Origin of the sequence: Trueperella abortisuis (assembly GCF_030811095.1) — a bacterium.
In the GTDB taxonomy this organism is placed as follows: Bacteria; Actinomycetota; Actinomycetes; order Actinomycetales; family Actinomycetaceae; genus Trueperella; species Trueperella abortisuis.
Map to the genome: position 1 here is coordinate 519,941 of NZ_JAUSQL010000001.1, position 25,052 is coordinate 544,992.

Sequence of the window (25,052 nt, forward strand, 5' to 3'; positions counted from 1 at the left end):
TGGAAGGCGGCGCCCTCCGGGTTACTTGTAGATGTTCTCGGTCTCGGCGCGCCCCACGACGTCGTCCGGGATCGTCACGCCCATGCGGTCGGCGGCCGCGAGGTTGAGGTAGAGGAGGAGGTCTTTCTGGCTCTCCACCGGCATGGATGCGGGGTCGGCGCCCTGCAGGATGCGTACGGCCATCTCCCCGGTCTGGTAGCCGAGGGCGTGGTAGGACAGGCCGTAGGTGGCAATAGCGCCGTTTTTCACGGTGTCGCCCTCCGCGGAGTAGACCGGGATCCTCTTCGATTCGCCGATGGCGAGCACCGAGTCGATCGCGGAGACGACCGTGTTGTCGGTGGGGACGTAGATCGCGTCGACGTCGAGGGAGTCGGCGGCTTGCTGCACCTCGGAGGTGTTGGTGACGGTGGCCTCCTTCACCTCGAGTCCGAGGTCGGCGGCGGCCTCCTTCAACCAGCCCACCTGCACGATCGAGTTTGCCTCGCCGGAGTGGTAGACGACGCCGATCGAGGCGGCGTCGGGTTGGATCTCCTTGATGAGCTCGAGCTGCTGGCGCACGGGGTTGGCGTCGGTGGTGCCGGTGACGTTCGCGCCCGGGGCTTCGACGGAGTCGACGAGCCCGGCGCTGACCGGGTCGGTGACGGCGGTGAAGAGCACCGGGGTGGTGGCCACGGCCTGGGCGACTCCTTGGGCCATGGGGGTGGCGACGGCGAGGATGAGGTCGTAGTCGTCCTTGGCTAACGTCCCGGCGATCGAGGCGACGATCGTCTGGTCGTTGTTGGCGTTGCTCTCGGTGTAGGCGACGTTCAGTCCGGCGTCGGCGATCGCCTCCTTGAAGCCCTCGATAGAGGCGTCGAGTGCGGGGTGGCTGACGATCTGGGTGATGGCGATGGCGTAGTCGGCGTCGCCGGAAGTGCCCGATCCTGAGCCGGACCCCGATCCGCCGGAGCAGGCGGAGAGCAGGAGGGTGGCGCTTGCGATGAGTGCGAGGAAACCGCGTCGTTTCATGGTGGGCCCTTCCTTAGTGCGTGTACAGCAACTTTAGACGCGAGCCAGATATCGGGACACCGGTTTCAGGATGTGGACTCGGTGCGTCGTCGACGACGACGGCCCCCTCACGATGACTGCCCCCCCACGACGGCGGCGCCTAGCCTCCCCACCGCAGCGGCCGCGCGAAACGTGCCGCGCCACTCCAAGGCGGCAGCGCCACTTCAAGGCGGCAGCGCCGTGAGAATTGGGCCAGCGCCGGCTCGTGCGGATGCGCCGGCCGCCTCGGATGTGGTTTTATGGTGACCACCCGTTGATGGAGGACACATGAAGAAGATGGCATTCGCGTTCGCACTGGCACTTGGCCTTACCGCGTGCGCAAACACCGATCCGGGGCCCGCGCAGACGAGCTCGGCGAGCACCCAGGCAACGCCGAGCACCGAGGCCACCACGCAAGCCGCTGAAAAAACCACGGAGCCGGCTCAGGGCCAGACGGGGACGGCCTCCTCGGACGTCGACTCTCAGGGCAATCCGAAGGCCTCGAAGGAGGAGTTCAAGGCGGTGCTTCTTAAGGGCGCGAACGCCGCGCTCGAGCAGCAGGGCAAGACGAGCGACCCGGAGATGACGGCGCAGATCAACGAGGCGGCCCAGTGCATGGCTGACTTCGCCTACGACAAGCTCTCGGCCGACACCCTCAACACGCTGATCAGCGACCCGACGACGACGCCGAGCGACGCCGACCTGTCGGTGCTGTTCGAGGCGGCCATGAAGTGCCAGCCGGCCACCGGGCAGTAGTTCGCCGCCAGCATAGGACCCTACAGCGTAGGTGCTGGTAAAACGTAGACTCCCCTGACGTGTCTACGTTTGGAGTCCGCCATGAAGTTCATCGATGACCCCGTCCTGGATGCAATCGCGCACCGCCGATCCGTCTCGAAGGTCGGGCCGAACACGCCGTCGGACCAGGAGATTCGCACCCTGCTCGCCGCCGTCACACACGTGGCCGACCACAAGTCGCTACGCCCGTGGCGACTCATCCTCATGCGCGGGGAGGACCGACTGACGTTGGCGCGTGCCCTCGATGCCGCCCAGGGAATCGAGCGCCCGGAGGGGGAGGTCAATCCCAAGCCATTCCGCGCCGAGCTTCTCATCGCGCTGGTGGCGAGCCCCGTCGAGCACGAGAAGGTGCCGACGTGGGAACAGCACGCCACCGCGGCCGGCGTGGGGCACCTGCTCGAGCTCGCGCTGTGGCAGGCGGGCTGGGGAGTGATGTGGCGGACGGGCATCTTCGCGAACGCACCGCAGGTGCGCAAGGCGCATGGCCTAGCGGAGAACGAGCTACTCATGGGCTGGTTGTACGTGGGTGACATCGACGCCTCCCACCGTCAGCGCCTGGACGAGTCGCACCGCCCGCCGCTCAACCCCGACCAGTTCATCGGACACATGCCGCAAGGCCGCGAACGCGGGTGATGAAGTCCGTGGAGGACCAGGAGATGCCCGCCGCCATCGCGGCGCGCTGGCTGTCTCAAAACCGCTGATAGTATTGCCTTTCCATTCGCGGCTAGGGTAGAAACAAGCCAAAGGCCCCACGCAAGTGTCCGTGAATGGAGTGAACATGGCAATGGATGATGTGCCCCCTACCGAGAAGTCCCTCGGCATCGAGGTGGTGGGTATCGAGATCGTCAAGGAATCGGAGCGCACGGCCAAGCCGCACAACTTGTTCCTCCCCTGGTTTGCCTCCAACGTGTCCGTTTTCGGCATGTCCTATGGGGCGTGGGTGCTCGGGTTCGGTATCTCGTTCTGGCAAGCCACGGTGGTGACCATCGTCGGCGTGATCCTTTCCTTCTTCCTGTGCGGAGTGATCGCGATCGGCGGCAAGCGTGGCTCCGTGCCCACCATGGTCATGTCGCGCGCCGCCTTTGGCGTTAAGGGCGCGAAGATCCCCGGCGTCATCTCCTGGCTGACCTCGATCGGCTGGGAGACCATGCTCGCGATCACCGCCGTGCTCGCCACCTCCACCATTTTCGCCCGGCTGGGCTGGGCCGAGGAGGGCTCAGTGGGTGTGCGTATCGGCGCCGCCGTCGTCGTAGCAACCCTCATCGTGCTCGGCGCCGTAGCCGGATACCACATCATCATGAAAATGCAGTCCGTGCTGACATGGCTCACCGGCATCACCACGATCATCTACATCTTCCTGGCGGTCGGGCATATTGACATGGGCGCCGTCCTCGACATCCCCTCCGGCTCGCCTGCGCAGATGATCGGTGCAATGACGATGGTGATGACCGGCATGGGCCTGGGCTGGATCAATATCGCCGCCGACTGGGCCCGTTACCAGTCGCGCGACGCCAGCGGCGGGCAGATCGTCTTTTGGAACACCTTCGGTGGCTCGCTTGGGCCGGTCGTGCTGATCACGTTCGGACTGCTGCTCGCCGGCTCGGATCCGGTACTCGCCGAGAACGTCGGCAACGACCCGGTGGGCGCCCTCGCCGCACTGCTGCCCACGTGGTTCCTCGTGCCGTTCCTTATCACCGCGATCCTCGCGCTGCTCTCCGGCGCGATCAACGGTATCTACTCCTCGGGCCTGACGCTGCTCACCCTCGGGATCAAGATCCCGCGGCCGGCGGCCTCCCTCATCGACGGCGTGATCCTTACTGCGGGCACCGTGTTCGTGGTGTTCTTCTCGCCCACTTTCATCGGGCCCTTCCAATCGTTCCTCATCACGCTCGGTGTGCCGCTCGCGGCGTGGGCCGGAATCATGATGGCCGACATCACGCTGCGCAAGCGCGACTACGACGAGGCGGCCCTCTTCGAGCCGTCCGGTCGTTACGGGGCTTACAACTGGGCGTCAATCGCGCTCATGGTGGTGGCCTGCGTGATCGGCTGGGGCCTGGTGGTGAACGGCTTCGCCGAGGACGCCGCGTGGAACAACTGGCAGGGCTACCTGCTGGGCGTGGTCGGCGGCCGCGACTCCGTGTGGGCAGCCGGCAACATCGGCGTGATCGTCGCCCTCGTACTCGGCTACGTCGGCTACCTCGGCCTGGGCAAAGGCAAGGTGAGCGCTCAAGAGCGGTAGGGGTACGCCGCCTAGCGGGCGGCGAGTTCTCCTCCGGGCCTGGTGGCGCGCCAGCCTGGCTTGGTGGTGCGCCGACCTCGGCTCAGCGCCGGGGCTTTGCCAGTGACGGGCCTGGGCCTGTCGTCGATAGTTCACCTGAGGATGTGGGCCACCTGCCGACAGTTCACTTGAATATGTCGGCTGCCGGTTGCTATATGGGCCTGGTTGGCCTGAGATTCATGAGTTGTGTCGGCCCGTGCGGGATGAGGGGCGGCCGTCCGACCGGACAGCCGCCCCTCATGATTCCCCGACGCCCTAGTTCTGTTGGCGGGCGAGCAGGTCGCGGATCTCCTCAAGAAGGACGGCTTCGTCGGTCTTGACCGGGGTCTCCTCGACCGGCTCCGCGGGCTTCTTCAGCTTGTTGATCGGGACGATGATGAAGAAGTAGATCGCGGCGGCGACGATGAGGAAGTTGACGGTGGTGGTGATGAGGGTGCCGGGGAGAATCTTGGCCCCGTTGATGTTGATGGTCCAGATGTGGTCGAAGTTCGGCTTGCCGAAGATGGCGCCGATAAGCGGCATGAGGATCTCCTCGTTGAGCGCCTTGACGATGGCGGAGAAAGCGGTGGCGATGATGACGCCGACTGCGAGGTCGAGCACGTTGCCGCGCGAAATGAATTCCTTGAAGCCCTTAAGCATGATGTTCCTTCTAACGTGTGTGAGAAGGGAGCCGATCAACGCAACAAGTGCGCAACAGGCGCCCTTGCTGCCGTGACCAGCGTAGCCAGTAGGTGCCCGGCGGATGGGATTCCCCATGGCTGTGTCTGTCAATTCACAATGGAGCTGTTCCAGAAATCATTGGCGTGTATGGCAGGTATGGCGCGTATGGGAAGATCCCTTCTCCTCCCGAGTCGCGTCGGCCGTCTTTGCGGCCTGATGACGCTGGCAGCTCGCGATGGCGTAACCTAGTCCCATGATCTATCCGATTCACGTCTATGGTTCCCCCGTTCTTCACAAGGTCTCCGAGCCCGTCACACAGTTCGACGCCGACCTCGCCCAGCTGGTGGAGGACATGTACGAAACCACCGTCGCGGCCCCCGGCGTCGGGCTGGCCGCACCCCAGATCGGCCTGGATAAGGCGATGTTCGTGTGGGTCTTCGACGAGCACGACGGACCCGAGCGCGGCGTCGCGATCAACCCCACGCTACTGATCGAGCCGATTGACACGATTGAACCGGACAAGCACGCCGACTCCGAGGGGTGCCTGTCCTTCCCCGGATACTCCTTCCCGATCCGCCGTTCCCCCTACGCTCTGCTTCGTGCGCAAAACGAGAAGGGTGAATGGTACGAGTTGGAGGCGCGCGGCTGGTTTGCCCGCATCCTCCAGCACGAATATGACCACCTCAAGGGTCGCATCTACGTGGATCGTCTCCAGGGCAAGCTCGCCAAGCGGGTGACGCAGGTGATGAAGGCGGAGAAGTGGAATGTGCCGGGCATTAAGTGGATGCCGGGCCCGGGTTCGCCCTACGAGCCGGAGGAGTAGCCGCTAATCGTCGTCGTCGAGGAGCTCCATCGGGTCGCCCTCGAAGCGGGCAGCCTGCCACACCTCGCGGGAGGCGCTGAAGTTGATGTAGGAGATGATCAGCCCGGCGACGATGTCGAACCACGCGGTGTACACGAACGCGGTGGCGAGCCCGGCGGCGATGATGAGCAGGTTGGCCAGGGCGTCGTTGCGGGCGGCGAGCCAGGCGCCGCGCACGAGGCCAGCGCCCTCGTCGTGGTCGCGGAAACGCATGAGTAACACGGCGCAGGTCACGTTGACGGCCAGTGCGGCGACCGCCGTGACCGTGAGCGCGCCCGGCTCGGGCACCGCGGGATGGATGATCTTCGCGACGGCGGTCACCAGGGCGGCGATCGCCGGTACGAGGATGATGAGGGCGAGGGCGCTACCCGCCCGGCGTCGTGCCGTCGCCGACCAGGCGAGGGCGAAGAAGACGAGCAGGTTGATCGCGGTGTCCTCGAGGAAGTCGACGGAGTCGGCGAAGAGGGACACCGAGCCCAGCTCGATCGCCATGACGAATTCGACGAAGAAGTAGGCCAGGTTGAGGAGGGCGACGGCGAGGATGACGCGGCGAACCGCCTGGGATGGGGAAGTCACGAAGCCAGTATAGACACACCGCCCGCATGCCACCGGGCCGGTTTTCATTCGACGACGGCGGGCGCGTCCTCACCCGTGGGAAAGGGCGCCCGCGGCAACCAGCCGCAACCGGTTAGCTGAGGATCTTGATCTGGTAGGGGTAGTGGTAGGGGCGGTTGTTGGAGGCCGCGATGGTGGCCCGAATGTGGTGCCAGGCGGTGAGGATGAAGCTCGCGATGATGAGGATGACGCCGACGGGCAGAAGGATGAGCGTGAAGATGAGGATCCAGCCGACGACCGACATCAGCCACATGCCTAGGTTGAAGTTGAAGGACTGGGCAGCCGCGCGGCGGACGTAGGGCCGGTCGCTCTTCAGGAACCAGATCGCGATGGGGCCGATGAAGGAGACCCAGCCAGCGGAGACCACCCACGCGATGATGGCGGACAGGTGGGCGAGCATCGCCCACGAGCGGTCGGCGGAGCTGACGGCCGAGGGGTAGGCGTAGTCGGGGTTGGCGTACTTGTAGGGTTCGTACTCAGTCATATTGCTCATTGTTCTATATCTACCGCCCGCACGTATAGGCAGAGTTGCCAATATCGCCTCCGGCCAACTTCCAACCGTGGCTCGGTGGCATCTGGTCTAGGCTAAACCTATGAGCTTTTCTCATGATGAACGACGTCGACTCGCCGACCTCCTGATCGCCAAGGGGCCCGAGGCGCCCACGCTGTGCGAGGGCTGGGCCACACGGGATCTCGCGGCCCACCTGTGGATCCGCGAGAATCGCCCGGACGCGGCGGCAGGGATGTTCGTCGCGGCGGCGCAGGGGCATTTGGACACGGTCACCTCCCAGGTGTTGGCCCGCCCGTACGACGAGCTGGTGGAAGCGTGGGCGGAGGGCCCGGGCAGGTTTAGCCCTGTGCGGATTGTGGATCGGTGGATGAACCTGGCGGAGCACTTCGTCCATCACGAAGACGTTCGGCGAGGTCAGTGGATGGTCGACGGCACGCTGGTCCCGGCCCGGGAACTGAGCGGGCACGAGCAGGCGGCATTGACGAAGGCGGTGATGGTGGCACCGCGGTTCATCCTCCGCCGCGCGCCCCACCCGGTGCAGCTGCGCATCCCTGGCCGTCTTACGCTGGACCTGCATCCGAAGTCGGCGGCAGGCGGCGTCGTGACCGTGACGGGTGATCCGGGTGAGGTGCTCCTGTGGGTTTACGGCAGAGACGCCGCCCACGTCACCATCGCTCCGCAGGGCGCACCCGATCTGCGAAGGGGGCTCTAGCGTCTGCCCCGGCCTGAAGTAGTGACGGCCTGAAGTAGTGCCGGCATGAACTAGCGGCGGACGCGGAGTAGCGTTGAGCGCGAGGGGTGAAGAATGAAGAAGTTGCTCGTGGTGCTGGTCGTCGCGGTGTTGGCCGGGATCGCCGCCATCGCGCTCGGACGCGACGACGCCGCCGTGCAGCTCTCGCCCGGACCCTCCACGACGCCGAACGCTGCAGCTACACCCGACCCGCAGCCTCTTGCCGTGGCCCAACCGGTCAAGCGGGTGATCCTGCCTGCTGATCCCGTCGCGGCATCGATCGAGGCATCCACGGCGGGATTCACTTCGGCGCAGGTGGCGATTGTGGCCGCTGAGGATTCGTGGACGGCGACCTCCTACGCCGCCGCGCTCGGCATCCCCGTGCTCCTGGCCGGCGCCGAGCCGACACAGCAGGTCAGGGATGAGCTCGACCGCCTCGGTGTGAGGGTGGTCCTTGCCGACGGCGTCGCCCCGGATGCGCAGTGGGGCTCAGGTCGGGACGTGTTTCCGCTTGCCGCCGGTGCGCGGGCGGTGGCTGACGGGCTCGGCATTCGCCTGACATACGTGGGTGATCTCGCGGGAGACGAGGGCGTCGAGGAGGCCCTGACCACGCTCGGCACCGTCATTTACGACGAGGAACCCGCCTCCGCTTCCGCCTTCAAAATCGACGTCGGTGCCGCGAGGCGCTCACCCGGCTCGGTTGTGCTGACCGACGGGACTAACCTGGCCGCCGTCGGCACGTCGGTCGGTGCCGGCGGGAGGGCCCTGCTCTCGGGGCCCGACCCGCGCGCGGATGCGAAGATGGTGGCGGCGCTGGGAAAGGCGACGGGAGTGGTGGCGAGCTTCGCCGCCGAGGACCCGGACCTGGACTGGAAGGTCGCGACGGCGGCGTCGGGCGTGCAGCTTCCTGGGGGAGGGCAGCTGGTCTTCGGGGGCAAGCGCTACGTGGCGCTCTACGGTTCGCCCCATAACGGCGCCCTGGGCGTGCTCGGCGAGCAGGGGGTGGAGGAGACGGTCGCCCGCGCGGGGGAGACGGCGGCCTCATACGGCGCCCTCACCGACGAGAAGGTGATCGGTGCACTCGAGATCATCGTGACGGTGGCCTCCGGCGGCCCGGGTGGGGACGGCAACTACTCCACCGAGTGGGATCCCGAGGGCTTCAAGCCGCTCATTGAGGCGGCGCAGGCGGCCGGCCAGTACGTGGTGCTCGATTTCCAGCCGGGCCGTTCCGACTTCCTCAGCCAGGTCAAGGCCTACGAGGAGCTGCTGGCCTACCCGAATGTGGGCGTGGCGCTCGACCCCGAGTGGCGCCTGCACGCCGGCGAGCTACCGCTTGCCCAGAGCGGGCACGTCGACATCGCCGAGGTCAACGCGGTCGTGTCCTACCTGGCCGACTTCGTGCGCGAGAACGCCTTGCCGCAGAAGCTGCTCGTCTTGCACCAGTTCCAGGTGCAGATGCTGCGCGACATCGACCAGCTCGACCAAAGCCGAGCGGAACTGGCCTATCTCATTCACGTGGATGGGCAGGGCACGCAGGAGGCGAAGGCCAGCACCTGGCAGACCTTGCTGGAGAACGCGCCGAGCGTGGAGCATTGGGGCTGGAAGAACTTCTACGACGAGGACCGGCCGATGCTCACTCCCGAGCAGACCTACCAGCTTCAGCCGCGTCCGGACTTCGTCTCCTACCAGTAGCGACGCCGGGCTTCGACACCGGTGACGACGCCGGACTCCGACGCAAGTCATGAATCTGAAGGCGGCCAGGCCCGTATAGCGATCGGTAGCCGGCATATTCAAGTGAAGTGTCGGGGGTGGCTCAATCGCGGATTATACGGCCGGGTAACTTAAGATAGGGTGTCCCCGATACCGAGCAGAAGGTTGGCCATGTCCACGATCTCCCGTACCGCTGATGAAACCGCCGTCTACCTGGCCGAGCAGATGTACCACAAGGCCACCTCCCCGGCGCGTAAATCCTTCGCGCTCGCGGTCATGGCAGGAGTCCTCATCGGGCTTGGCTTCGTCTTCTACACGACGACGCAGATGGGCGCATCCCACGCGTGGTATGGGCTGGCCAAGCTGGTGGGCGGGCTGTCATTCTCGGTTGGCCTGATCCTGGTGATCCTCACGGGAGCGGACCTGTTCACCTCCACCACGATGACCCTCGTCCCGCTTGCCGAGCGCCGGATCGGCCTGCGGCAGTGGGCAAAGCACTGGGGGATCGTCTACCTGGGCAACTTCGCGGGTGCCGTGACGTTGGCGGCGCTCATCGTGGCCTCCGGCACCTACATGCAGGGCGAGGGCGCGTGGGGCGCGGCGGCGATGAGCGCCGCGATGGCGAAGCTCTCCCACACGTGGGGGCAGGCATTCGTACTCGGCATCCTGTGCAACATGGCGGTGTGCCTAGCCATATGGGCCGCCTACACGGGAAAGACCACCACCGACAAGATCCTGGCCGCCTTCGCCCCGGTCGCCCTGTTCGTGGCCACGGGCTTCGAGCACTCGGTGGCGAACATGTTCCTCATCCCGATGGCGATTGCCACGAGGGCGGTGGCGGGTCCGCAGTTTTGGGCCTCTGACGGCGCGGTGGCGCTCGGCCTGGAGCCGAGCGCCACCGCTACCCTCACCGTTGACTCATTCCTGATCGACAACCTCATCCCCGTCACGCTTGGCAACATCGTGGGCGGCGGGCTGCTGATCGGGCTGTTCTTCTGGTGGACGCACGCGAAGGCGGGGGCTACTTCCGCATCGCGTCGATCACGGAATTGAGCGTGGCCGAGGCGCGCATGATGGCCTCCACCTGCGCCTTATCCGGATGGTAGTAGCCCTGGATCCCGGAGTGCTTGCCCTGCGAGGCGAGCAGCTCGGCCTCGATGTCCTCGGCGCCCTCGGCGAGCGCCTTGGCGAAGGGCGCGAAGGTGGCGGCGACGTCGGCGTCGTCGGACTTCGAGAGTTCGTCGGCCCAGTAGATGGCGAGCCACGCGTGCGAGGAGCGGGTGTCGGGCGTGCCGGTCTTGTACTGCGGCGAGTGGCCCTCGCTCAGCAGCGTCTCGGTGGCGCGGTCGAGCGCGTCTGCGAGGATCGCGGCGCGCGGGTTATCAGCGTAGCGGGAGAGCTGCCGTAGCGACTCGGCGAGTGCCAGGAACTCGCCGAGGGAGTCCCAACGCAGGTGCGATTCGTTGATGAGCTGCTCGACGTGCTTGGGGGCCGAGCCGCCCGCACCCGTCTCGAACAGACCGCCGCCGGCCATGAGCGGGACCACGGAGAGCATCTTCGCCGACGTTCCCAGCTCCATGATCGGGAACAGGTCGGTCAGGTAGTCGCGCAGCACGTTGCCGGTCACCGAGATCGTGTCCTCGCCCTTGCGGATGCGCTCGAGCGTGAAGCGCGTGGCCTCCACGGGGGACATGATGCGGATGTCGAGCCCGGTGGTGTCCTCTTCGAGCAGGTAGGCCTCCACCTTGGCACGGATCGTGCGGTCGTGGGCGCGCTCCGGGTCGAGCCAGAACACGGCGGGCATTCCGGAAATGCGGGCACGACTCACGGCGAGGGAGACCCAGTTGCGGATGGGGGCGTCCTTGGTCTGGCAGGAGCGGTAGATGTCGCCCGCAGCGACCTCGATGCTCAGGAGCACCTCGCCGTCCTTGCGCACCTCCACGCGGCCGGGCTCGGAAATCTCGAAGGTCTTGTCGTGCGAGCCGTATTCCTCGGCCTTCTGCGCCATGAGGCCGACGTTCGGGACGGTGCCCATCGTGGTCGGGTCGAAGGCCCCGTTCGCCTTGCAGTCCTCGATGACGGCCTCGTAGACGCCGGCGTAGCTCGAGTCGGGGATGACGGCGAGGGTGTCGGCCGGTTCGCCGTCCGGGCCCCAGGCCTTGCCGCCGTTGCGGATCATGGCCGGCATCGAGGCGTCCACGATCACGTCGGAGGGAACGTGAAGGTTGGTGATGGCGCGCTCGGAGTTCACCATCGACAGGCCGGGGCCGGTGGCGAGCTCACGCTCGAAGGACGCGCGGATCTCGGCGCCGTTCTCCAGCGCCGCGAGCCCTGCGAACACCGAGCCGAGGCCGTCGTTGGGGGACAGGCCCGCGCTCGCGAGCTGGGTTCCGTAGTCGGCGAAGGTCTGGGGGAAGAAGGCTTGCACGGCGTGGCCGAAGATGATCGGGTCGGAGACCTTCATCATGGTGGCCTTCAAGTGGAGGGAGTAGAGCACGTCGGAGAACTTCGCCTCGGCGACGGTGGCGGCCAGGAACTCGTCGAGCGCGCCGGCCTCCATCTTGGTGGCGTCGAAGACCTCCCCGTCGGCCACGGGGAGCTCGCGTAGCACGCGCTCACCGTCCGCGCAGACGAAGACGATCTGTGCCGTGCCCTCACCTTGGACGACGGCGCTGATCTCGTTGGCGCGGAAGTCGCCTCCCTCCATGGTGGCAACTCGGGTGCGCGAGTCGGGCGACCACGGCTTCATCGAGTGCGGGTGGGCCTTGGCGTAGTTCTTGACGGCTTGGGGGGCGCGGCGGTCGGAGTTTCCTTCGCGGAGCACAGGGTTGACGGCCGAGCCCTTGACGGCGTCGTAACGGGCGCGAATCTCGCGTTCCTCGTCCGTGGCGGGGGCCTCGGGGTAGTCGGGCAGCGCGTAGCCTTCGGCCTGGAGCTCGGCGATGGCGGCCTTCAGTTGCGGGATGGAGGCTGAGATGTTGGGTAGCTTGATGATGTTGGCCTCGGGGCGGCCGGCGAGCTCACCGAGTTCGGCGAGCGCGTCGGGCTGACGCTGATCCTGCGGAAGGAAGTCGGACAGGGCGGCGATGATGCGCCCGGCCAGGGAGATATCGCGCTGTTCGACGTCGATGCCGGCTTGGGCGGTAAAGCCCTCGATGATCGGCAGCAGGGAGGCGGTGGCGAGCATGGGGGCTTCGTCGGTGTGGGTGTAGATGATCCGGGTCATGAGGTCTCCTTCGCGGACAACATTTCTCTCGATCTCAAGATTATCTGATTCTTGCGCTCCATGTGAGACACCACGCAATTTCGTGACGCGCGCACGCGGGCGAGTGTGATCTTGCGCTAGATGTGCCTATTTCTTGGGGAGAGCTTTTCGAAAATCTGCCCGCGGTTGGTACGGTGAAATCATCACCAGATCGAGGGAGCACGATGGAGCGAGGGGGCACAGTGGAGCGCTGGTCGAAGTCCCAAGGCGTCGTGGAATTCCCGTCCGGACGTCGAATCCGCGGTCGTTCGTGGCGCAAGCCCGCCGACGACCCGGCAGACCTGTGCATTTTGCTCACCACCGGGGTTGGCTCACGTTACGGCGACTCGGGCCTGGTGACCTCGGCAACCGAGACCATCACGATCGACTGGCCGGACTTCCGCCTGCCGCGTCGCCCCGCCCAAGCCCACGAGGTGCTACGCGAGGCGTGGGAACGCGCGCAAAGCGAGAAGGTGGAGGTCGTCTGCGCCGGCGGTGTGGGCAGAACCGGCACCGCGCTCGCGATCATGGGGGTCCTCGACGGCATGGATCCGCACGCCGCGATCGACTTCGTCAAGGCCAACTATGACGCCCACGCGGTGGAAAGCCCCGCGCAACGCGCCTTCGTCAACGACATGGGTGCCGAAAGCAACTAGGCGATGGAATCTCGACATACCGGGCTCTCCCTCAGGGAAGAGCAGGCCGTGCAGTGGCTGACGGCCTTGCCGGTGGTACCCGACCGCGTGGAGACGTACGGCGACTCGCCGGCACAGGTTATTGAGTGGTACGGCGACCCGGCAGGCCAGCCAGTTTGCCTCGTCCACGGGGCCACATTCGACAACGCCCTCGCCGCGACCCGACCTGCCGCCCGTGCGCTCGCCCGCGCCGGCTACTGCGTGGGCCTGGTGGACTACCGGCGCGTCGACTCGCGCCCCGAGCTCACGGCCCACGACTACACGACGCTCGGCATGCATCCCGTCCTGGGCCAGGCCGTGTGGGTGGGGCACGACGTCGGGGGTACATTCGCGATGAATGTGACGCTCGCACCCGAGACGGGCGTGCGCGCAGCCATCCTCCTGGCCCCGATCCTCGACCTGGCGCGCGACGTGCATGAGGCGGGAGAGGGCGCCACGACGGCCCGCTGGATCGGGGGCACGCCGGAAAGCGTCCCGGACCGCTACGCCATTTACGACCCGCTCTTCGCCTACTACCAGGTCGGCCCCGCGCGCTTCCGCTCTCGGGAACTGACGGTTGACATCATTCACGGCGTCGACGACACGCTCGTGCCCGTTGACCGCTCGCGCGAGCTACGCGCCGAGCCTTTCAACCTCGCCGTCGTGGAGGGCGCTGACCACCTCGACCTCATTCGCCCAGACCGGGACGCTTGGGTCTTCCTCCTCGGCGCGCTTGCCGCGCAAGAACAATAGTTTCCGGAAGCGCTTCATTGGCTCAGGAAATGGATCCAGCCGGTTTGGGCCTGACGCCGTAGAATGTCCTCATGTCTACGTTGATCCAGGATTATGCGTCATTCATTGGTGCCTCCCCCTCCTCCTTCCACGCGGCGGCTGAGATCGCGCGCCGCCTCGAGGCGGCCGGGTACGTCCGCCAGGACGAGCAGGCCGCTTGGGCGGGCCAGCGCAGGGGCTACCTCGTGCGCGGCGGGGCCGTCCTCGCCTGGCACGTCGGCGAGGTGGGGGCAGACTCGGGCTTCCGCATCGTCGGCTCCCATACCGACTCGCCGAGCTTCAAGGTCAAGCCCACCCCCTCCAGCCAGGCTTACGGATTCGGCCAGGTCAACGTGGAGGTCTACGGCGGTGGCTTGCTCAACTCGTGGCTGAACCGGGACCTCGGGCTCGCCGGCGTCGTCACCGACCTGGACGGCAGCGTTCACCTCGTGCGCACACCCGCGATCATGACCATCCCCCAGCTCGCCCCGCACCTCGACCGCTCGGTCAACGACAACCTCACGCTCTCCCGCCAGGGGGACCTCAAGCCGATCTGGGCCGTGGGAGAGGCCGACCTGCTGCCCTACGTGTGCGGGCTCGCCGGCGTCGACCCCGAGCGCGCCGCAGCCTTCGATCTGTTCGCCTACGACGTGCAGGAACCCGCCGTGTTCGGCGGGGTGAGCGGGCAGGACTTCTTCGCATCCGGCCGCCAGGACAACCTCTCTTCGGTCTTCACCTCGCTGACAGCCTTCCTCGCGCCCGAGACGGAGGCGGCCGTCGCGGCCGGCCCTGACGTGGCGATCTTCGTGGCTTTCGACCACGAGGAGGTCGGATCGTCCACCTACTCCGGCGCGGCCGGTCCCCTCCTCGAGACCGCGCTACGCCGCATCGCCGCCAGCCTCGATCTCGACGCCGTCGGCGACGAGCGCTTCGCCCGGATGATCGCCAACTCCACGTGCGTCTCCGCCGACGCCGGGCACTCGATCAGCCCCAACAAGGCGGGAATGCACGACCCGGACCACCACCCCGTCCTCGGGGGCGGCCCGCTGCTGAAGGTGAACGCCAACCAGCGCTACGCCACCGAGGCGGAGGGCACCGCGCTCTGGTTGCGCTCGGCCGCCGCCGCGGGGGCCGCGACCCAACAGTTCGTGTCCAACAACGACGTGCCGTGCGGCTCCACGATCGGCCCGCTCACCGCCACTCGGCTCGGGGTACTCACGGTCGACGTGGGCGTGCCGCTGCTGTCCATGCACTCGATCCGCGAGATCTCCTCGCCGGCCGACATCAAGGCCATGACTTCGATTCTGCGAGGATACTACGCCGGTGCATAAGAAACCCATCTACAACGCCGCTCACGCCCTCGACCGGGCGGCCCGCGCCCACCCGCAGCGCGAATCGATCGTCTACGCCGGCCAGACCCTCACGGTGGTCGAGGCCGCGGTGCGCACCCGCCAGCTCGCCCAGATGCTCGCCGCGGCCGGCGTCTCGAACGGCGACCGGGTCATGCTCATCTCCCGCAACTCGCCCTACCACCTGCTGCTCCATGTGGCGTGCGCGCGGCTGGGCGCCGTCTTCGTCCCCGTCTCCGCCCGACTCAATCGCGCGGACCACCAGGCGATCGTGGACTTTAGCGGCCCGCGCGTCGTGGTGCTCGAGGCGGAGCTCGCGGACCTGGGGATGTTCACCTCCACGGGGACGCTGCTCCACCTCGTGGTCGACGACGACGCCGCCTCGGTCTCCACGGCGATCTCCAACGGGTTCATCGGGATCGGGGCCGCGATGGAGGCGCAGAACGGCAAGTTCATCACCACGATAAAGGACGGCTCGACCGCCCTGAACTCCCGGCAGTACCCGGAGGGGCCGGCGGCGATGCTGTTCACCTCCGCCTCGGCGGGCCACCCCAAGGCAGTGGAACTGACCCACGAGCAGCTGTGGTGGGCCAGCCGGAACTTCCGCGAGGGCTTCGAGTATTCGAACCTGGACAGCGTGCTCACAGTCGCGCCGATGACCCACATCGGCGGCTTCAACGGCACCACCCTCGACCTCTTCTCCCACGGCGGGAAAGTGGTGCTTGTGCGCGACTTCAACCCCGGCGTCGTGCTCGACCTGCTCGAGGAGCACCGGGTGAACATCATGTTCGGCGTGCCAACCATCTACGCCGCTCTCCTCGACCATCCCAGCTTCGCCGAGCGCGATCTTAGCCACTGGCGCCTGCCCCTCATCGGCGGGGGCGTAGTGTCGCCGGCGTTGCTGGGCCGCCTCGTGGATCACGGGTTGAGGCCGCTGAACGTGTGGGGGATGACGGAGATGGCCGCGTCCGGGGCCTACCTCCCGGCCGAACAGCTCGAGGATCGGCCGGGCTCGATCGGGCGGCCCTTCGCCCACGTGGAGGCCCGCATCGTCGACGCCGACGGCAACGAAGCGGGGGAGGGCGAGCTGATCGTCCGCGGCCCGAACGTCGTGTCTAGCTACTGGCACGATCCGCTGATGACGGCGCAAACCTTCCGCTCCGGCTGGTTGCACACGGGCGACCTGGTGCGCCTGGACGAGGACGGCTTCATGTGGGTGACCGGGCGCCTACACAACGTCATCAACTCCGGCGGGGTCAAGATCCAGGCCGAGGAGATCCAGGCGGTGCTGGCGCAGATGGAGGGCGTGTCCGACTGCGCGGTCGTGGGAACGCCGGATGAGAAGTGGGGAGAGACGGTCTCGGCGGCACTGGTCATGCAGGCCGGATACGCGCCGCCCACTCTCGAGGACGTCCAGAACTACGTGGGCGCCCACCTGGCCCGCTTCAAGGTGCCGCGCAAGGTCATCGTGGTGGACGCGCTGCCGATCAACGGCAACGGCAAGGCCGACCGCAACGCCCTGGTGGCGTTGTTCTGACCCGGTGCGCCGCCGCTTTAGGCGGGGAGGCCGTCCCTTCACGGGCCGATTTGAGCCGTATCTTTGTATATACGAAGATACGGCTCAAATCGGCCCACGAACGGCCCCCTGCTAGCTCTGCCGCGCGGTCAGCTGTGGCGGGCGACGACGGCGGCCGCCTCCTGGCGGGCAAAGAGCGGCTTATCCTCACCCGCACCGGCGATAGCGCGCAGATTTTCGGGGATCTCCCAGCCCTTGTGCTTCATCGCCCGCGACCACAGCGAGCCCGAGCGATAGGAGGAGCGCACGAGCGGGCCGGCCATGATACCGGCGAAGCCCATCTCGTAACCGATCTTCGACAGTTCAACGAATTCCTGCGGCTTGACCCACCTGTCGATCGGGTGGTGCAGCTTGGAGGGGCGCAGATACTGGGTGATGGTGAGGATGTCGCAGCCGGCCCCGCGCAGGTCCGCCATCGTGGCCAGCACCTCGTCGTAGGTCTCGCCCATGCCAAGGATGAGGTTCGACTTCGTGATGAGGTTGTTTTCCGAGGCGAAGGTGATGAGGTCGAGCGAGCGCTCGTAGCGGAAAGCCGGGCGGATCTTCTTGAAGATCCGCGGAACCGTCTCCAGGTTGTGCGCGAGAACCTCGGGGCGGGAGTCAAAGACCTGCTGGAGGGCGGGGGCGCCGCCGCGCATGTCGTCGATGAGGAGCTCGACGCCCGTGTTCGGGCACAGTTCGTGGATCTTGCGGCACGTCTCGGCGTAGAGCCAGGAGGCCCCATCCTCGAGGTCATCGCGGGTCACGCCCGTGATGGTGGCGTAGTTGAGCTGCATCTCGCGCACGTTCTCCGCCACGCGGCGCGGTTCGTCGACGTCGTAGTCGGTCGGTTTGCCCGTCTTGATGAAGCAGAAGTCGCACCGGCGGGTGCACACGTCGCCGCCGATGAGGAAGGAAGCCTCACGATCCTCCCAGCACTCGTAAATGTTGGGGCAGTTGGCCTCCTTACACACCGTGTGCAGTCCGGCGCCGTCCACGCGGTTGCGCATGTCGGTGTATTCCTTGCCTACGGTAGCGGTGGTCTTGATCCACGCCGGCTTGGACTCGATCGGCGTTTCAGCGTTGCGTTCTTCGACGCGCAGCAGCTTGCGCCCTCCGGGGTTTCGCGGGTCGATGCTGAGGCTCACGTTGTCTCCTTTATAGGTATGTCGTCATTCTAAGCCCGATCCGTTACGAGTGCCGGGGTTGCCAGCGTGAGCCGGTCTCGGCGTGCGGGGTGGGGTGGAAGTCGCCCATCTGCGCGATGATCGCACTCACGTCCGCCTCGATCAGCCCCTCCGAGGGGCGCAGCGCGAATTGCTGATAGGCACGCGCGAGGTGAGGCAGGAGCGTGGCCGCGGCGTCGTCGAGCGTCGTGGCGTGCCCGAGCTGGGCGAGCGAGGTGACGCCGGCATCCGCCAGGCCGCAGGGGATCACCCGCATGAAGTCCTCCAGGTTGGTAGTGACGTTGAGGGCCAGGCCGTGCATGGTGGCGTCGTCGGCGAACTTGATGCCGATCGCGCACACCTTGCGGTCGATCGTGCCCGGCTCGCAAATCCACACCCCGGAGCGGCCCTCGACCTGAACCGAGTCGATGCCGCGCTCGGCCAGCGCCGCGATGATCGCGCTCTCCGTGTTGCGCACGAAGGCGACCACGTCCCTCGGGGGCCTGACCTTGACGATGGGATACACCACAAGTTGGCCGGGACCATGGTAGGTGACCGAGCCGCCGCGATCCATGCGAATGACCGGGACGGAAGTATCCGGGATGTCCTTATCCTCTGTTCGTCGCCCCGCAGTGTAGGTGGGCTGAGCCTCCCACACGATAAAGGTGTCCGGCATACGGAGCGCCGCCACCTCGTCGTGAACGTAACGCTGAAGCCTGTCGATGCTCATATAGTCGACGGGACCGCGATCTAACATGTTGACGATCTGCACGGATTCAGCCTAGTTTGGAAGCGGTCAGTTATCGACTTGAGCGCGAGTTTGATGCTTTTGGGGGAATACCTGGCGTGATTTTTAACTGATTTTGGTAAGCGCGACAGGCCCAAAAGTGATTAGCTCAATGCTTGGGTATAGACTGCCTGACCATAAGCGAAGAAATGACGTCCATCGTCCAAGCGAGGCGGAGGGCGTCACTCTAGAGAAGGCCTCGCATGACAAAGTATCTGATTCGACGGTTGCTGAACTATGTAGTTCTGCTGTTCGTTGCCGTCACTATCGCCTACTTCTTGGCGGGTACGCAGTTGGATCCACGCTCGATGCTAATCGAGAACGAGCTGACCAAGATGGCTAACCGTTCCTACACGGAGGTTGTCCAAGCGGTTGACGTCCGCCTCAACGGCTGGAATATCAACCCGCTCGAGCCCATCTGGAGCCGTTACACCGACTGGCTCGGAATGGTCTTCGGGCATTGGGATTGGGGCTACTCGCCGCTGGGCGAGTCCGTCAACGACCAGGTGGCCAACCGCATCCTGCTCTCCCTCCAGCTGGTCTTCCTCGGCTTCTTCATCGGTATCATCGGTGGCGTGGCCATCGGCGCGTGGGCGGCCGTCCACCAGTACTCGATCGGCGACCGCATCGTCACCATCGTCGCGATGATCATCATCTCCACCCCGGCCATGGTGATCGCGATCGGCCTGCAGATGAGCGCCGTGTGGTTCAACAACAGCTTCGGCTCGGACTTCTTCCAATTCCTCGGGCCACAGTCGGCGGTTCCGCCCGCAGACTTCTGGCCAAACCTCCAAGATCGCCTCACGCACCTTCTCCTTCCCACCATCGCGATCTCGGCGGGCGGCCTGGCCACCTACTCGCGCTACCAGCGCAACCTCATGCTCGATACGCTCGGCGCCGACTACGTGCGCACCGCCCGCGCCAAGGGCCTGCGCTTCGGCACCGCGGTTCGCCGCCACGCCGTACGCACCTCCCTCATCCCGATCGCCACCTACTTCGCCTTCGGCATCACCGGCCTCGTGCTGGGTGCGGCCATCACCGAGCAGGTCTTCGGCTGGGAAGGCATGGGTATCTACGGCGTGAAGACCATCCAGGCGCAAGACATCAACGGAACCGCGGCCGTGGTCGCGTTCTCCGGTGCCGCCACGCTGACCGGAGCATTCCTCTCTGACATTCTGATTGCAGCAGTCGATCCCCGAGTGAGGGTGAACTAATGGAGCATCTCGATCACAAGACTGAGACAGTTCTGCCTGAGCAGATTTCCCCGATGGCCGACGCGGCCCAACTGAGCTCCGTGCGCACCCGGATCGCGGAGCAGAACACCGAGCGGGCCGCCATGACCAAGCGCTACTCGCGCCGCCAGATCGTCCTGCGTCGCTTCTGGCGCAACAAGACGGCCGTCATCGGCGTCATCGGCCTCATCATCGTGCTGGCAGTGGCGATCATCGGCCCGCACCTATCGGACTGGACCTACCTCGAGCGCGATCGCGGCCGCTACCTGGAGGGCCCGAGTGCGGAGCACATCTTCGGCACCGACCGGCGCGGGCGCGACATGTTCGCCATGACCCTCGAGGGGCTGCGTAAGTCGATCATCATCGGCTTCGCCGTGGCGCTCATCCAGACCGGATGGGCCGCGCTCTTCGGCGCCGCCGCGGCCTACTTCGGCGGCTGGGTGGACAAGTGCGCCACGTGGTTCATCGACCTCATGCTCGTCATCCCCTCCTTCCTCATGATCGCCATCATCTCCAACCGCTTTGGCGCGGAGAACAAGGGCGTGTTCATCTTCATCCTGCTCCTGGCGGGGTTTGGCTGGATGCTGACGGCGCGCGTGGTCCGCTCGTTGACGATGTCCGTGAAGAACCTCGACTACGTCAACGCGGCCAAGTTCATGTCCGTCCCCTCGGGCACGATCATCGTCCGCCACATCATCCCCAACATCTCCTCCCTCCTCATCATCGACTTCACACTCGGCGTGGCCACCGCTGTGCTGTCCGAGACCTCGCTGTCCTACTTCGGCTTCGGAATCAAGGACCCGCAGGTTTCCCTGGGCTCACTCATCGGAGCCGGCCAGGCCTCGGCAATCACCCACCCGTGGCTCTTCCTGCCGCCGGCCGTCGTGCTCGTGCTCATGCTGGCGTCGGTAAACTTCATCGGTGACGGCCTGCGCGACGCGCTCGACCCGTCCTCGAAGGCCGGGGGTGGCAAGGCGTGACATCTACGAAAGAGACCAACGTGAGTAAAAAGATCGACGACCACCAGTTGCCCACCCCCACGCCCGGCGTGCCGGTCGTTGAGGTGTCGGGACTGAATGTTCGCTTCCCCTCTGAGGACGGCATCGTACACGCCGTTCGTGGGGTCGATCTCACCGTCAACGCGGGCGAGGTGCTGGGAATCGTGGGCGAGTCCGGATCGGGCAAGTCCGTGACCTCGATGTCGATCATGGGTCTGCTCGACCCGGCGGCAGACGTGGAGGGCTCGGTGAAGATCCATGGCACCGAGATCCTCGGCAAGCCGGACTCCTACCTGTCCAAGATCCGCGGCAAGAACATCGCAATGGTCTTCCAGGATCCGCTCTCGGCCCTGACCCCGGTCTACACGATCGGCGACCAGATCATCGAGGCCCTCCAGGCCCACGACAAGAAGATCTCGGAAAAGAGCGCCCAGGCGCGTGCGATCGAACTGCTCTCTATCGTGGGCATCCCGAACCCGGAGATCCGGGTCAAGTCCTTCCCTCACGAATTCTCCGGCGGCATGCGCCAGCGCGCCATGATCGCCATGGCGATCGCGAACAACCCCGACCTCATCATCGCCGACGAGCCGACCACGGCGCTTGACGTGACCATCCAGGCTCAGATCCTCGACGTGCTACGACGCGCCCAGAAGGAGACCGGCGCCGCGGTCATCATGATTACCCACGACCTCGGCGTCGTGGCCGGCATCGCCGACAAGGTGGCCGTCATGTATGCGGGGCGCATCGTCGAACGCGGCGCGGTGGACGAGATCTTCTACCACTCGGCCATGCCCTACACCATCGGCCTGCTCGGCTCGCTGCCCAGGCTCGATTCGAAGAAGGATAGCCAGCTCGCCGTCGTCGAAGGCAACCCGCCGTCGATGCTGTACGAACAGACGGGCTGCCCGTTCGCCGCCCGTTGCCCGGTGGCGGTGGAGGCCTGCCTTGACGGAGAGCCCACGCTCGAGGCCGTCAAGACCGACTCCCCGGACATCCCGCACGAGGTGGCCTGCATCCGGCGCGGGGAGATTCGCGACGAGTCGAAGCGCTACACGGACATCTACCCCAAGCCCGCACCCGTCATCCCGCCTTTCGACGGCACGCCGCGCAACGAGCGTGAAGAGGTGCTGCGACTGGTGGATATGAAGAAGCACTTCCCGCTCATGAAGGGCTCCGTCTTCCGCCGCCGCGTGGGCACAGTCCACGCCGTGGATGGCATCTCGCTCGACATCCGCGCGGGCGAGACGCTCGGCCTCGTCGGCGAATCGGGCTCGGGTAAGACCACGACCCTCATGGAGGTCCTCAACCTCGTCAAGCCGATCGCGGGCAAGATCGTGGTGCTCGGGGAGAACACGGAGGGCATGACGCGCGCCGACCGCAAGCGCGTGCGCAACGACCTCCAGGTGGTCTTCCAGGATCCGATGGCATCCCTCGACCCGCGCATGCCCGTCTACGACATCATCGCCGAGCCGCTCAAGTACGCCGGCTGGAAGAAGGCCGACATCGAGCCGCGCGTGACAGAGCTGATGGACATGGTGGGCCTCGAGCCCGCACACGTCAACCGCTACCCGCGCAACTTCTCCGGCGGCCAGCGTCAGCGCATCGGCATCGCCCGAGCGCTCGCGGTCCAGCCCAAGCTGCTGGTGCTCGACGAGCCGGTCTCCGCGCTCGACGTGTCGATCCAGGCCGGCGTTATCAACCTGCTGGACGAGCTGCGCGCGAAGCTGAACCTGTCCTACCTGTTCGTGGCACACGACCTCTCGGTCATCCGCCACATCGCCGACCGCGTGGCCGTTATGTATCTGGGCAAGCTCGTGGAGGTGGGCGACGTCGACGCCGTGTTCGAGGCGCCGCGTCACCCCTACACTCAGGCCCTGCTCTCTGCGATTCCGATCCCGGATCCGGCCAAGGAGCGCAGCCGCCATCGCATCCTGCTCAAGGGCGATCTGCCCTCGCCGGCCAACCCGCCCACGGGTTGCCGCTTCGTCACTCGGTGTCCAGTCTATGAGACGCTGACGGAGGGGGAGCGGCAGGTCTGCCAGGGATCTCACCCCGAGTTCACGAGCATGGGCGAGGATCACGACGTGGCGTGCTACTACCCGCGCCATCTCAATGTTTTCTAGCCGTTCCGAATGAGGGTTGGGCCCGCGATCGTCGATCGCGGGCCCAACATCATGAGCGGCCATAACGGGCATTTTTCGTTCGAAAAACCAGATAACGCTTCGGTAACGGATAGGTCGAAGTTTTCGTGATCGCGAGTTTTTGGTCTAATCTGGCTCCATGAACTTTCGCACGTCCGGCGAAAGGCAAGTCCTGAAGGAGGACACATTTATGCGATTGAAGAAGGCAGGCTTTGCACTGGTTGCCGCGGCGGCGCTCACGCTGAGCGCCTGCTCGTCCGGAAGCCCGGAGAAGGGCTCGAGCGGGTCCGCTTCCGGTGACACCAAGGTCCTTCCGGCGTCCGACTACAACAAGGTCGATCCGGCCGAACTCGCTGACGGCGGCACGCTCCGCCTCGCGATCTCCTCACTCCCGGAGCAGTACAACGCGAATCACGTCGACGGCAACACGGTCGACGTCGCTACGACCATCTACTCGTATGTCGCCCCCGTGAACTGGATCTACGACGAGAACGGCAAGTTCGACGTCAACCCGGACTACATCGAGTCCTACGACGCGAACCTTGAGGGTGACGGCGACAGCGCCATGGTCATCACCCTCAACCTCAACCCGAAGTCGCACTGGAACGACGGCACCCCGATCACCGCAACCGACTACCAGGCGGTATGGAAGGCCTGCTCTGGCCAGATCGACGGCGTCACCTGTGCATCCGCGGATGGGTGGACGCAGATCTCCTCCATCGAAGCGGGCGATTCCCCGCAGCAGGTCGTGGTCCGCTACTCGGAGAAATACCCCGACTGGTCCGCGAACTTCTCCACGGTTGAGTCCGCCGCCGGCCTGTCCGACGCCGACACCTTCAACACGGGGTGGATTGATCCGGTCGAGGCGAGCAAGTACCTCGCCGGCCCGTTCCGCGTGGCGAGCTCGAATGCCGCGCAGAAGGTTCTCACCCTCGAGCGCAACCCCGACTGGTGGGGTTCGAAAGCCAAGCTTGACACGGTGACCTTCTCGGCGCTGAACCAGCAGGCTACCGCCTCCGGCTTCGCCAACGGCGAGATCGACGCCATCGACTTCCTCGTCGACGCCGCCTCCTACGCGACCGCGCAGAACCGCCAGGACGCTGACATTAAGATGTCCTCCTCGGTTCAGTGGCGTCACTTCACCTTCAACTCGCGCGCCGGTGCGCTGCAGGATAAGAAGGTCCGCCAGGCGGTTCAGCTCGGCATCGACACCAAGGACATCACCTCCTCCGACCTGTCCGGTCTGCCCTCGCAGGATTACGATCTGAACCTGGGCAACCACTTCTTCATGCCGAACCAGGAAGGCTACGAGGATCACTCGGTCGGATTCGATCCTAAGGCGGCCAAGGCTCTGCTCGAGGAAGCCGGCTACACGATGAACGAGACCTCGGGCTACTACGAGAAGGACGGCAAGGAACTGGCGGTGCGCTACCTGCGTATCCCGGGTAACGCCGCGAACGAGAACGAGGGCGCGATGTTCATGGAGATGATGGCTGACATCGGCATCCACGTGACCTACCAGGACGTCGAGTCGGGCGACTTCTTCAAGCACGTCATCGGCGGCGAGTACGAGGTCACCTCCTTCGCTTGGAACGGCACCCCCTACCCGATGGCGAACGTCAGCCAGATCTACGGCAACCCGTTCGACGACGAGGGCAACCTGCTCAACTCGAACTTCGCCGGCCTCAAGGTCGACAAGGTCGATGAGCTGATCCCGCAGATCGCCCGCGAGACCGACGCCGCCAAGCGCCGTGAGCTGACCAACGAGGCCGACAAGGCGATCTGGGACGAAGTCATGGTTCTGCCGCTGTACTACCGCGCGAACATCACCGCTATCCCCTCGAACCTGGCGAACTACGGTTCGACCACCTTCGAGACCCTGCTGAGGGAGAACGTGGGTTACACGAAGTAACCGCTCGTTACCAACGCAGCTAGCACGGGAGGGCCA

22 protein-coding genes are annotated in these 25,052 nt (G+C 65.7%); 15 read left to right on the forward strand and 7 right to left on the reverse strand.

Annotated elements, in window-relative coordinates:
- Window positions 1-21: 21 nt before the first annotated feature.
- Window positions 22-1,008, reverse strand: coding sequence for an ABC transporter substrate-binding protein (locus tag J2S45_RS02190; protein WP_296929456.1), 987 nt, complete (start codon window positions 1,006-1,008; stop codon window positions 22-24).
- Between the two features lie 306 nt (window positions 1,009-1,314).
- Here J2S45_RS02190 and J2S45_RS02195 point away from each other — a divergent pair, with 306 nt between their 5' ends.
- From J2S45_RS02195 to J2S45_RS02205, 3 genes are all read left to right on the forward strand, one after another.
- A complete protein-coding gene (locus J2S45_RS02195; protein ID WP_270975018.1) occupies window positions 1,315-1,782 on the forward strand; it encodes a putative periplasmic lipoprotein in 468 nt (155 codons plus the stop codon).
- 81 nt (window positions 1,783-1,863) lie between these two features.
- Window positions 1,864-2,454 (forward strand): nitroreductase family protein, encoded by a 591-nt coding sequence (locus J2S45_RS02200; RefSeq protein WP_307634403.1) that lies wholly within the window; start codon window positions 1,864-1,866, stop codon window positions 2,452-2,454.
- Between the two features lie 145 nt (window positions 2,455-2,599).
- On the forward strand, window positions 2,600-4,060 hold the full coding sequence (locus J2S45_RS02205; RefSeq protein WP_307634404.1) for a purine-cytosine permease family protein: 1,461 nt from the start codon (window positions 2,600-2,602) through the stop codon (window positions 4,058-4,060).
- Window positions 4,061-4,354: 294 nt separating this feature from the next.
- On the opposite strand, the gene mscL is transcribed toward J2S45_RS02205, so the two are convergent.
- Window positions 4,355-4,738 (reverse strand): large conductance mechanosensitive channel protein MscL, encoded by a 384-nt coding sequence (gene mscL, locus J2S45_RS02210; protein ID WP_307634405.1) that lies wholly within the window; start codon window positions 4,736-4,738, stop codon window positions 4,355-4,357.
- A 274-nt stretch (window positions 4,739-5,012) separates the two neighbouring features.
- Here mscL and def point away from each other — a divergent pair, with 274 nt between their 5' ends.
- The gene (gene def / locus J2S45_RS02215; protein WP_296929448.1) at window positions 5,013-5,582 is read left to right on the forward strand and encodes a peptide deformylase; all 570 of its coding nucleotides are present in this window, start codon (window positions 5,013-5,015) and stop codon (window positions 5,580-5,582) included.
- A gap of 3 nt (window positions 5,583-5,585) precedes the next feature.
- On the opposite strand, the gene J2S45_RS02220 is transcribed toward def, so the two are convergent.
- Entirely contained in the window at window positions 5,586-6,197 is a 612-nt protein-coding gene (locus tag J2S45_RS02220) for a cation transporter (protein WP_307634406.1), read from the reverse strand.
- Between the two features lie 112 nt (window positions 6,198-6,309).
- The gene (locus J2S45_RS02225; protein ID WP_307634407.1) at window positions 6,310-6,720 is read right to left on the reverse strand and encodes a DUF4870 domain-containing protein; all 411 of its coding nucleotides are present in this window, start codon (window positions 6,718-6,720) and stop codon (window positions 6,310-6,312) included.
- Window positions 6,721-6,829: 109 nt separating this feature from the next.
- Between J2S45_RS02225 and J2S45_RS02230 the strand changes: the two genes are divergently transcribed.
- From J2S45_RS02230 to focA, 3 genes are all read left to right on the forward strand, one after another.
- A complete protein-coding gene (locus J2S45_RS02230; protein WP_307634408.1) occupies window positions 6,830-7,459 on the forward strand; it encodes a TIGR03085 family metal-binding protein in 630 nt (209 codons plus the stop codon).
- A gap of 93 nt (window positions 7,460-7,552) precedes the next feature.
- Window positions 7,553-9,169 (forward strand): hypothetical protein, encoded by a 1,617-nt coding sequence (locus tag J2S45_RS02235; protein WP_307634409.1) that lies wholly within the window; start codon window positions 7,553-7,555, stop codon window positions 9,167-9,169.
- 189 nt (window positions 9,170-9,358) lie between these two features.
- Window positions 9,359-10,240, forward strand: coding sequence for a formate transporter FocA (focA, locus tag J2S45_RS02240; protein ID WP_307634410.1), 882 nt, complete (start codon window positions 9,359-9,361; stop codon window positions 10,238-10,240).
- Here the strand turns inward: focA and J2S45_RS02245 are convergent.
- Window positions 10,209-12,413 carry an NADP-dependent isocitrate dehydrogenase gene (locus J2S45_RS02245; protein WP_307634411.1) on the reverse strand — a complete coding sequence of 735 codons (2,205 nt, stop codon included), beginning with the start codon at window positions 12,411-12,413 and terminating at the stop codon, window positions 10,209-10,211. The two genes, focA and J2S45_RS02245, sit on opposite strands and share 32 nt — an antisense overlap.
- 203 nt (window positions 12,414-12,616) lie before the next feature.
- Here J2S45_RS02245 and J2S45_RS02250 point away from each other — a divergent pair, with 203 nt between their 5' ends.
- From J2S45_RS02250 to J2S45_RS02265, 4 genes are all read left to right on the forward strand, one after another.
- Window positions 12,617-13,087 carry a protein-tyrosine phosphatase family protein gene (locus J2S45_RS02250; RefSeq protein ID WP_270974999.1) on the forward strand — a complete coding sequence of 157 codons (471 nt, stop codon included), beginning with the start codon at window positions 12,617-12,619 and terminating at the stop codon, window positions 13,085-13,087.
- A 3-nt stretch (window positions 13,088-13,090) separates the two neighbouring features.
- A complete protein-coding gene (locus J2S45_RS02255) occupies window positions 13,091-13,858 on the forward strand; it encodes an alpha/beta hydrolase family protein (RefSeq protein WP_307634412.1) in 768 nt (255 codons plus the stop codon).
- A gap of 71 nt (window positions 13,859-13,929) precedes the next feature.
- A complete protein-coding gene (locus J2S45_RS02260; protein WP_307634413.1) occupies window positions 13,930-15,207 on the forward strand; it encodes a M18 family aminopeptidase in 1,278 nt (425 codons plus the stop codon).
- On the forward strand, window positions 15,200-16,762 hold the full coding sequence (locus J2S45_RS02265; protein WP_270974996.1) for a class I adenylate-forming enzyme family protein: 1,563 nt from the start codon (window positions 15,200-15,202) through the stop codon (window positions 16,760-16,762). Before J2S45_RS02260 ends, J2S45_RS02265 begins: the two co-directional genes overlap by 8 nt.
- Window positions 16,763-16,890: 128 nt before the next feature.
- Here the strand turns inward: J2S45_RS02265 and J2S45_RS02270 are convergent, their stop codons facing one another.
- The gene (locus J2S45_RS02270; RefSeq protein ID WP_307634414.1) at window positions 16,891-17,928 is read right to left on the reverse strand and encodes a lipoyl synthase; all 1,038 of its coding nucleotides are present in this window, start codon (window positions 17,926-17,928) and stop codon (window positions 16,891-16,893) included.
- 43 nt (window positions 17,929-17,971) lie between these two features.
- Window positions 17,972-18,718, reverse strand: a complete 747-nt coding sequence (lipB, locus tag J2S45_RS02275) for a lipoyl(octanoyl) transferase LipB (protein WP_307634415.1) — start codon at window positions 18,716-18,718, stop codon at window positions 17,972-17,974.
- 218 nt (window positions 18,719-18,936) lie between these two features.
- Between lipB and J2S45_RS02280 the strand changes: the two genes are divergently transcribed.
- The 4 genes from J2S45_RS02280 to J2S45_RS02295 all read left to right on the forward strand — a co-directional run bounded on the left by J2S45_RS02280 (window position 18,937) and on the right by J2S45_RS02295 (window position 25,016).
- A complete protein-coding gene (locus J2S45_RS02280) occupies window positions 18,937-19,947 on the forward strand; it encodes an ABC transporter permease (protein WP_270974993.1) in 1,011 nt (336 codons plus the stop codon).
- Entirely contained in the window at window positions 19,947-20,945 is a 999-nt protein-coding gene (locus tag J2S45_RS02285) for an ABC transporter permease (protein WP_270974992.1), read from the forward strand. Before J2S45_RS02280 ends, J2S45_RS02285 begins: the two co-directional genes overlap by 1 nt.
- A 20-nt stretch (window positions 20,946-20,965) precedes the next feature.
- Entirely contained in the window at window positions 20,966-23,086 is a 2,121-nt protein-coding gene (locus tag J2S45_RS02290) for a dipeptide ABC transporter ATP-binding protein (protein ID WP_307634416.1), read from the forward strand.
- A 208-nt stretch (window positions 23,087-23,294) separates the two neighbouring features.
- Window positions 23,295-25,016: an ABC transporter family substrate-binding protein gene (locus J2S45_RS02295; protein WP_307634417.1), complete on the forward strand. Its 1,722-nt coding sequence runs from the start codon at window positions 23,295-23,297 to the stop codon at window positions 25,014-25,016.
- Window positions 25,017-25,052 lie beyond the last annotated feature (36 nt).

Coding starts and splice junctions, on each gene's coding strand:
- J2S45_RS02190 (WP_296929456.1), bottom strand. CDS start 1,008: ATGAAACGACGCGGTTTCCTCGCACTCATCGCAAGCGCCACCCTCCTG.
- J2S45_RS02195 (WP_270975018.1), top strand. CDS start 1,315: ATGAAGAAGATGGCATTCGCGTTCGCACTGGCACTTGGCCTTACCGCG.
- J2S45_RS02200 (WP_307634403.1), top strand. CDS start 1,864: ATGAAGTTCATCGATGACCCCGTCCTGGATGCAATCGCGCACCGCCGA.
- J2S45_RS02205 (WP_307634404.1), top strand. CDS start 2,600: ATGGCAATGGATGATGTGCCCCCTACCGAGAAGTCCCTCGGCATCGAG.
- mscL (WP_307634405.1), bottom strand. CDS start 4,738: ATGCTTAAGGGCTTCAAGGAATTCATTTCGCGCGGCAACGTGCTCGAC.
- def (WP_296929448.1), top strand. CDS start 5,013: ATGATCTATCCGATTCACGTCTATGGTTCCCCCGTTCTTCACAAGGTC.
- J2S45_RS02225 (WP_307634407.1), bottom strand. CDS start 6,720: ATGACTGAGTACGAACCCTACAAGTACGCCAACCCCGACTACGCCTAC.
- J2S45_RS02230 (WP_307634408.1), top strand. CDS start 6,830: ATGAGCTTTTCTCATGATGAACGACGTCGACTCGCCGACCTCCTGATC.
- J2S45_RS02235 (WP_307634409.1), top strand. CDS start 7,553: ATGAAGAAGTTGCTCGTGGTGCTGGTCGTCGCGGTGTTGGCCGGGATC.
- focA (WP_307634410.1), top strand. CDS start 9,359: ATGTCCACGATCTCCCGTACCGCTGATGAAACCGCCGTCTACCTGGCC.
- J2S45_RS02245 (WP_307634411.1), bottom strand. CDS start 12,413: ATGACCCGGATCATCTACACCCACACCGACGAAGCCCCCATGCTCGCC.
- J2S45_RS02250 (WP_270974999.1), top strand. CDS start 12,617: ATGGAGCGAGGGGGCACAGTGGAGCGCTGGTCGAAGTCCCAAGGCGTC.
- J2S45_RS02255 (WP_307634412.1), top strand. CDS start 13,091: ATGGAATCTCGACATACCGGGCTCTCCCTCAGGGAAGAGCAGGCCGTG.
- J2S45_RS02260 (WP_307634413.1), top strand. CDS start 13,930: ATGTCTACGTTGATCCAGGATTATGCGTCATTCATTGGTGCCTCCCCC.
- J2S45_RS02280 (WP_270974993.1), top strand. CDS start 18,937: ATGACAAAGTATCTGATTCGACGGTTGCTGAACTATGTAGTTCTGCTG.
- J2S45_RS02285 (WP_270974992.1), top strand. CDS start 19,947: ATGGAGCATCTCGATCACAAGACTGAGACAGTTCTGCCTGAGCAGATT.
- J2S45_RS02295 (WP_307634417.1), top strand. CDS start 23,295: ATGCGATTGAAGAAGGCAGGCTTTGCACTGGTTGCCGCGGCGGCGCTC.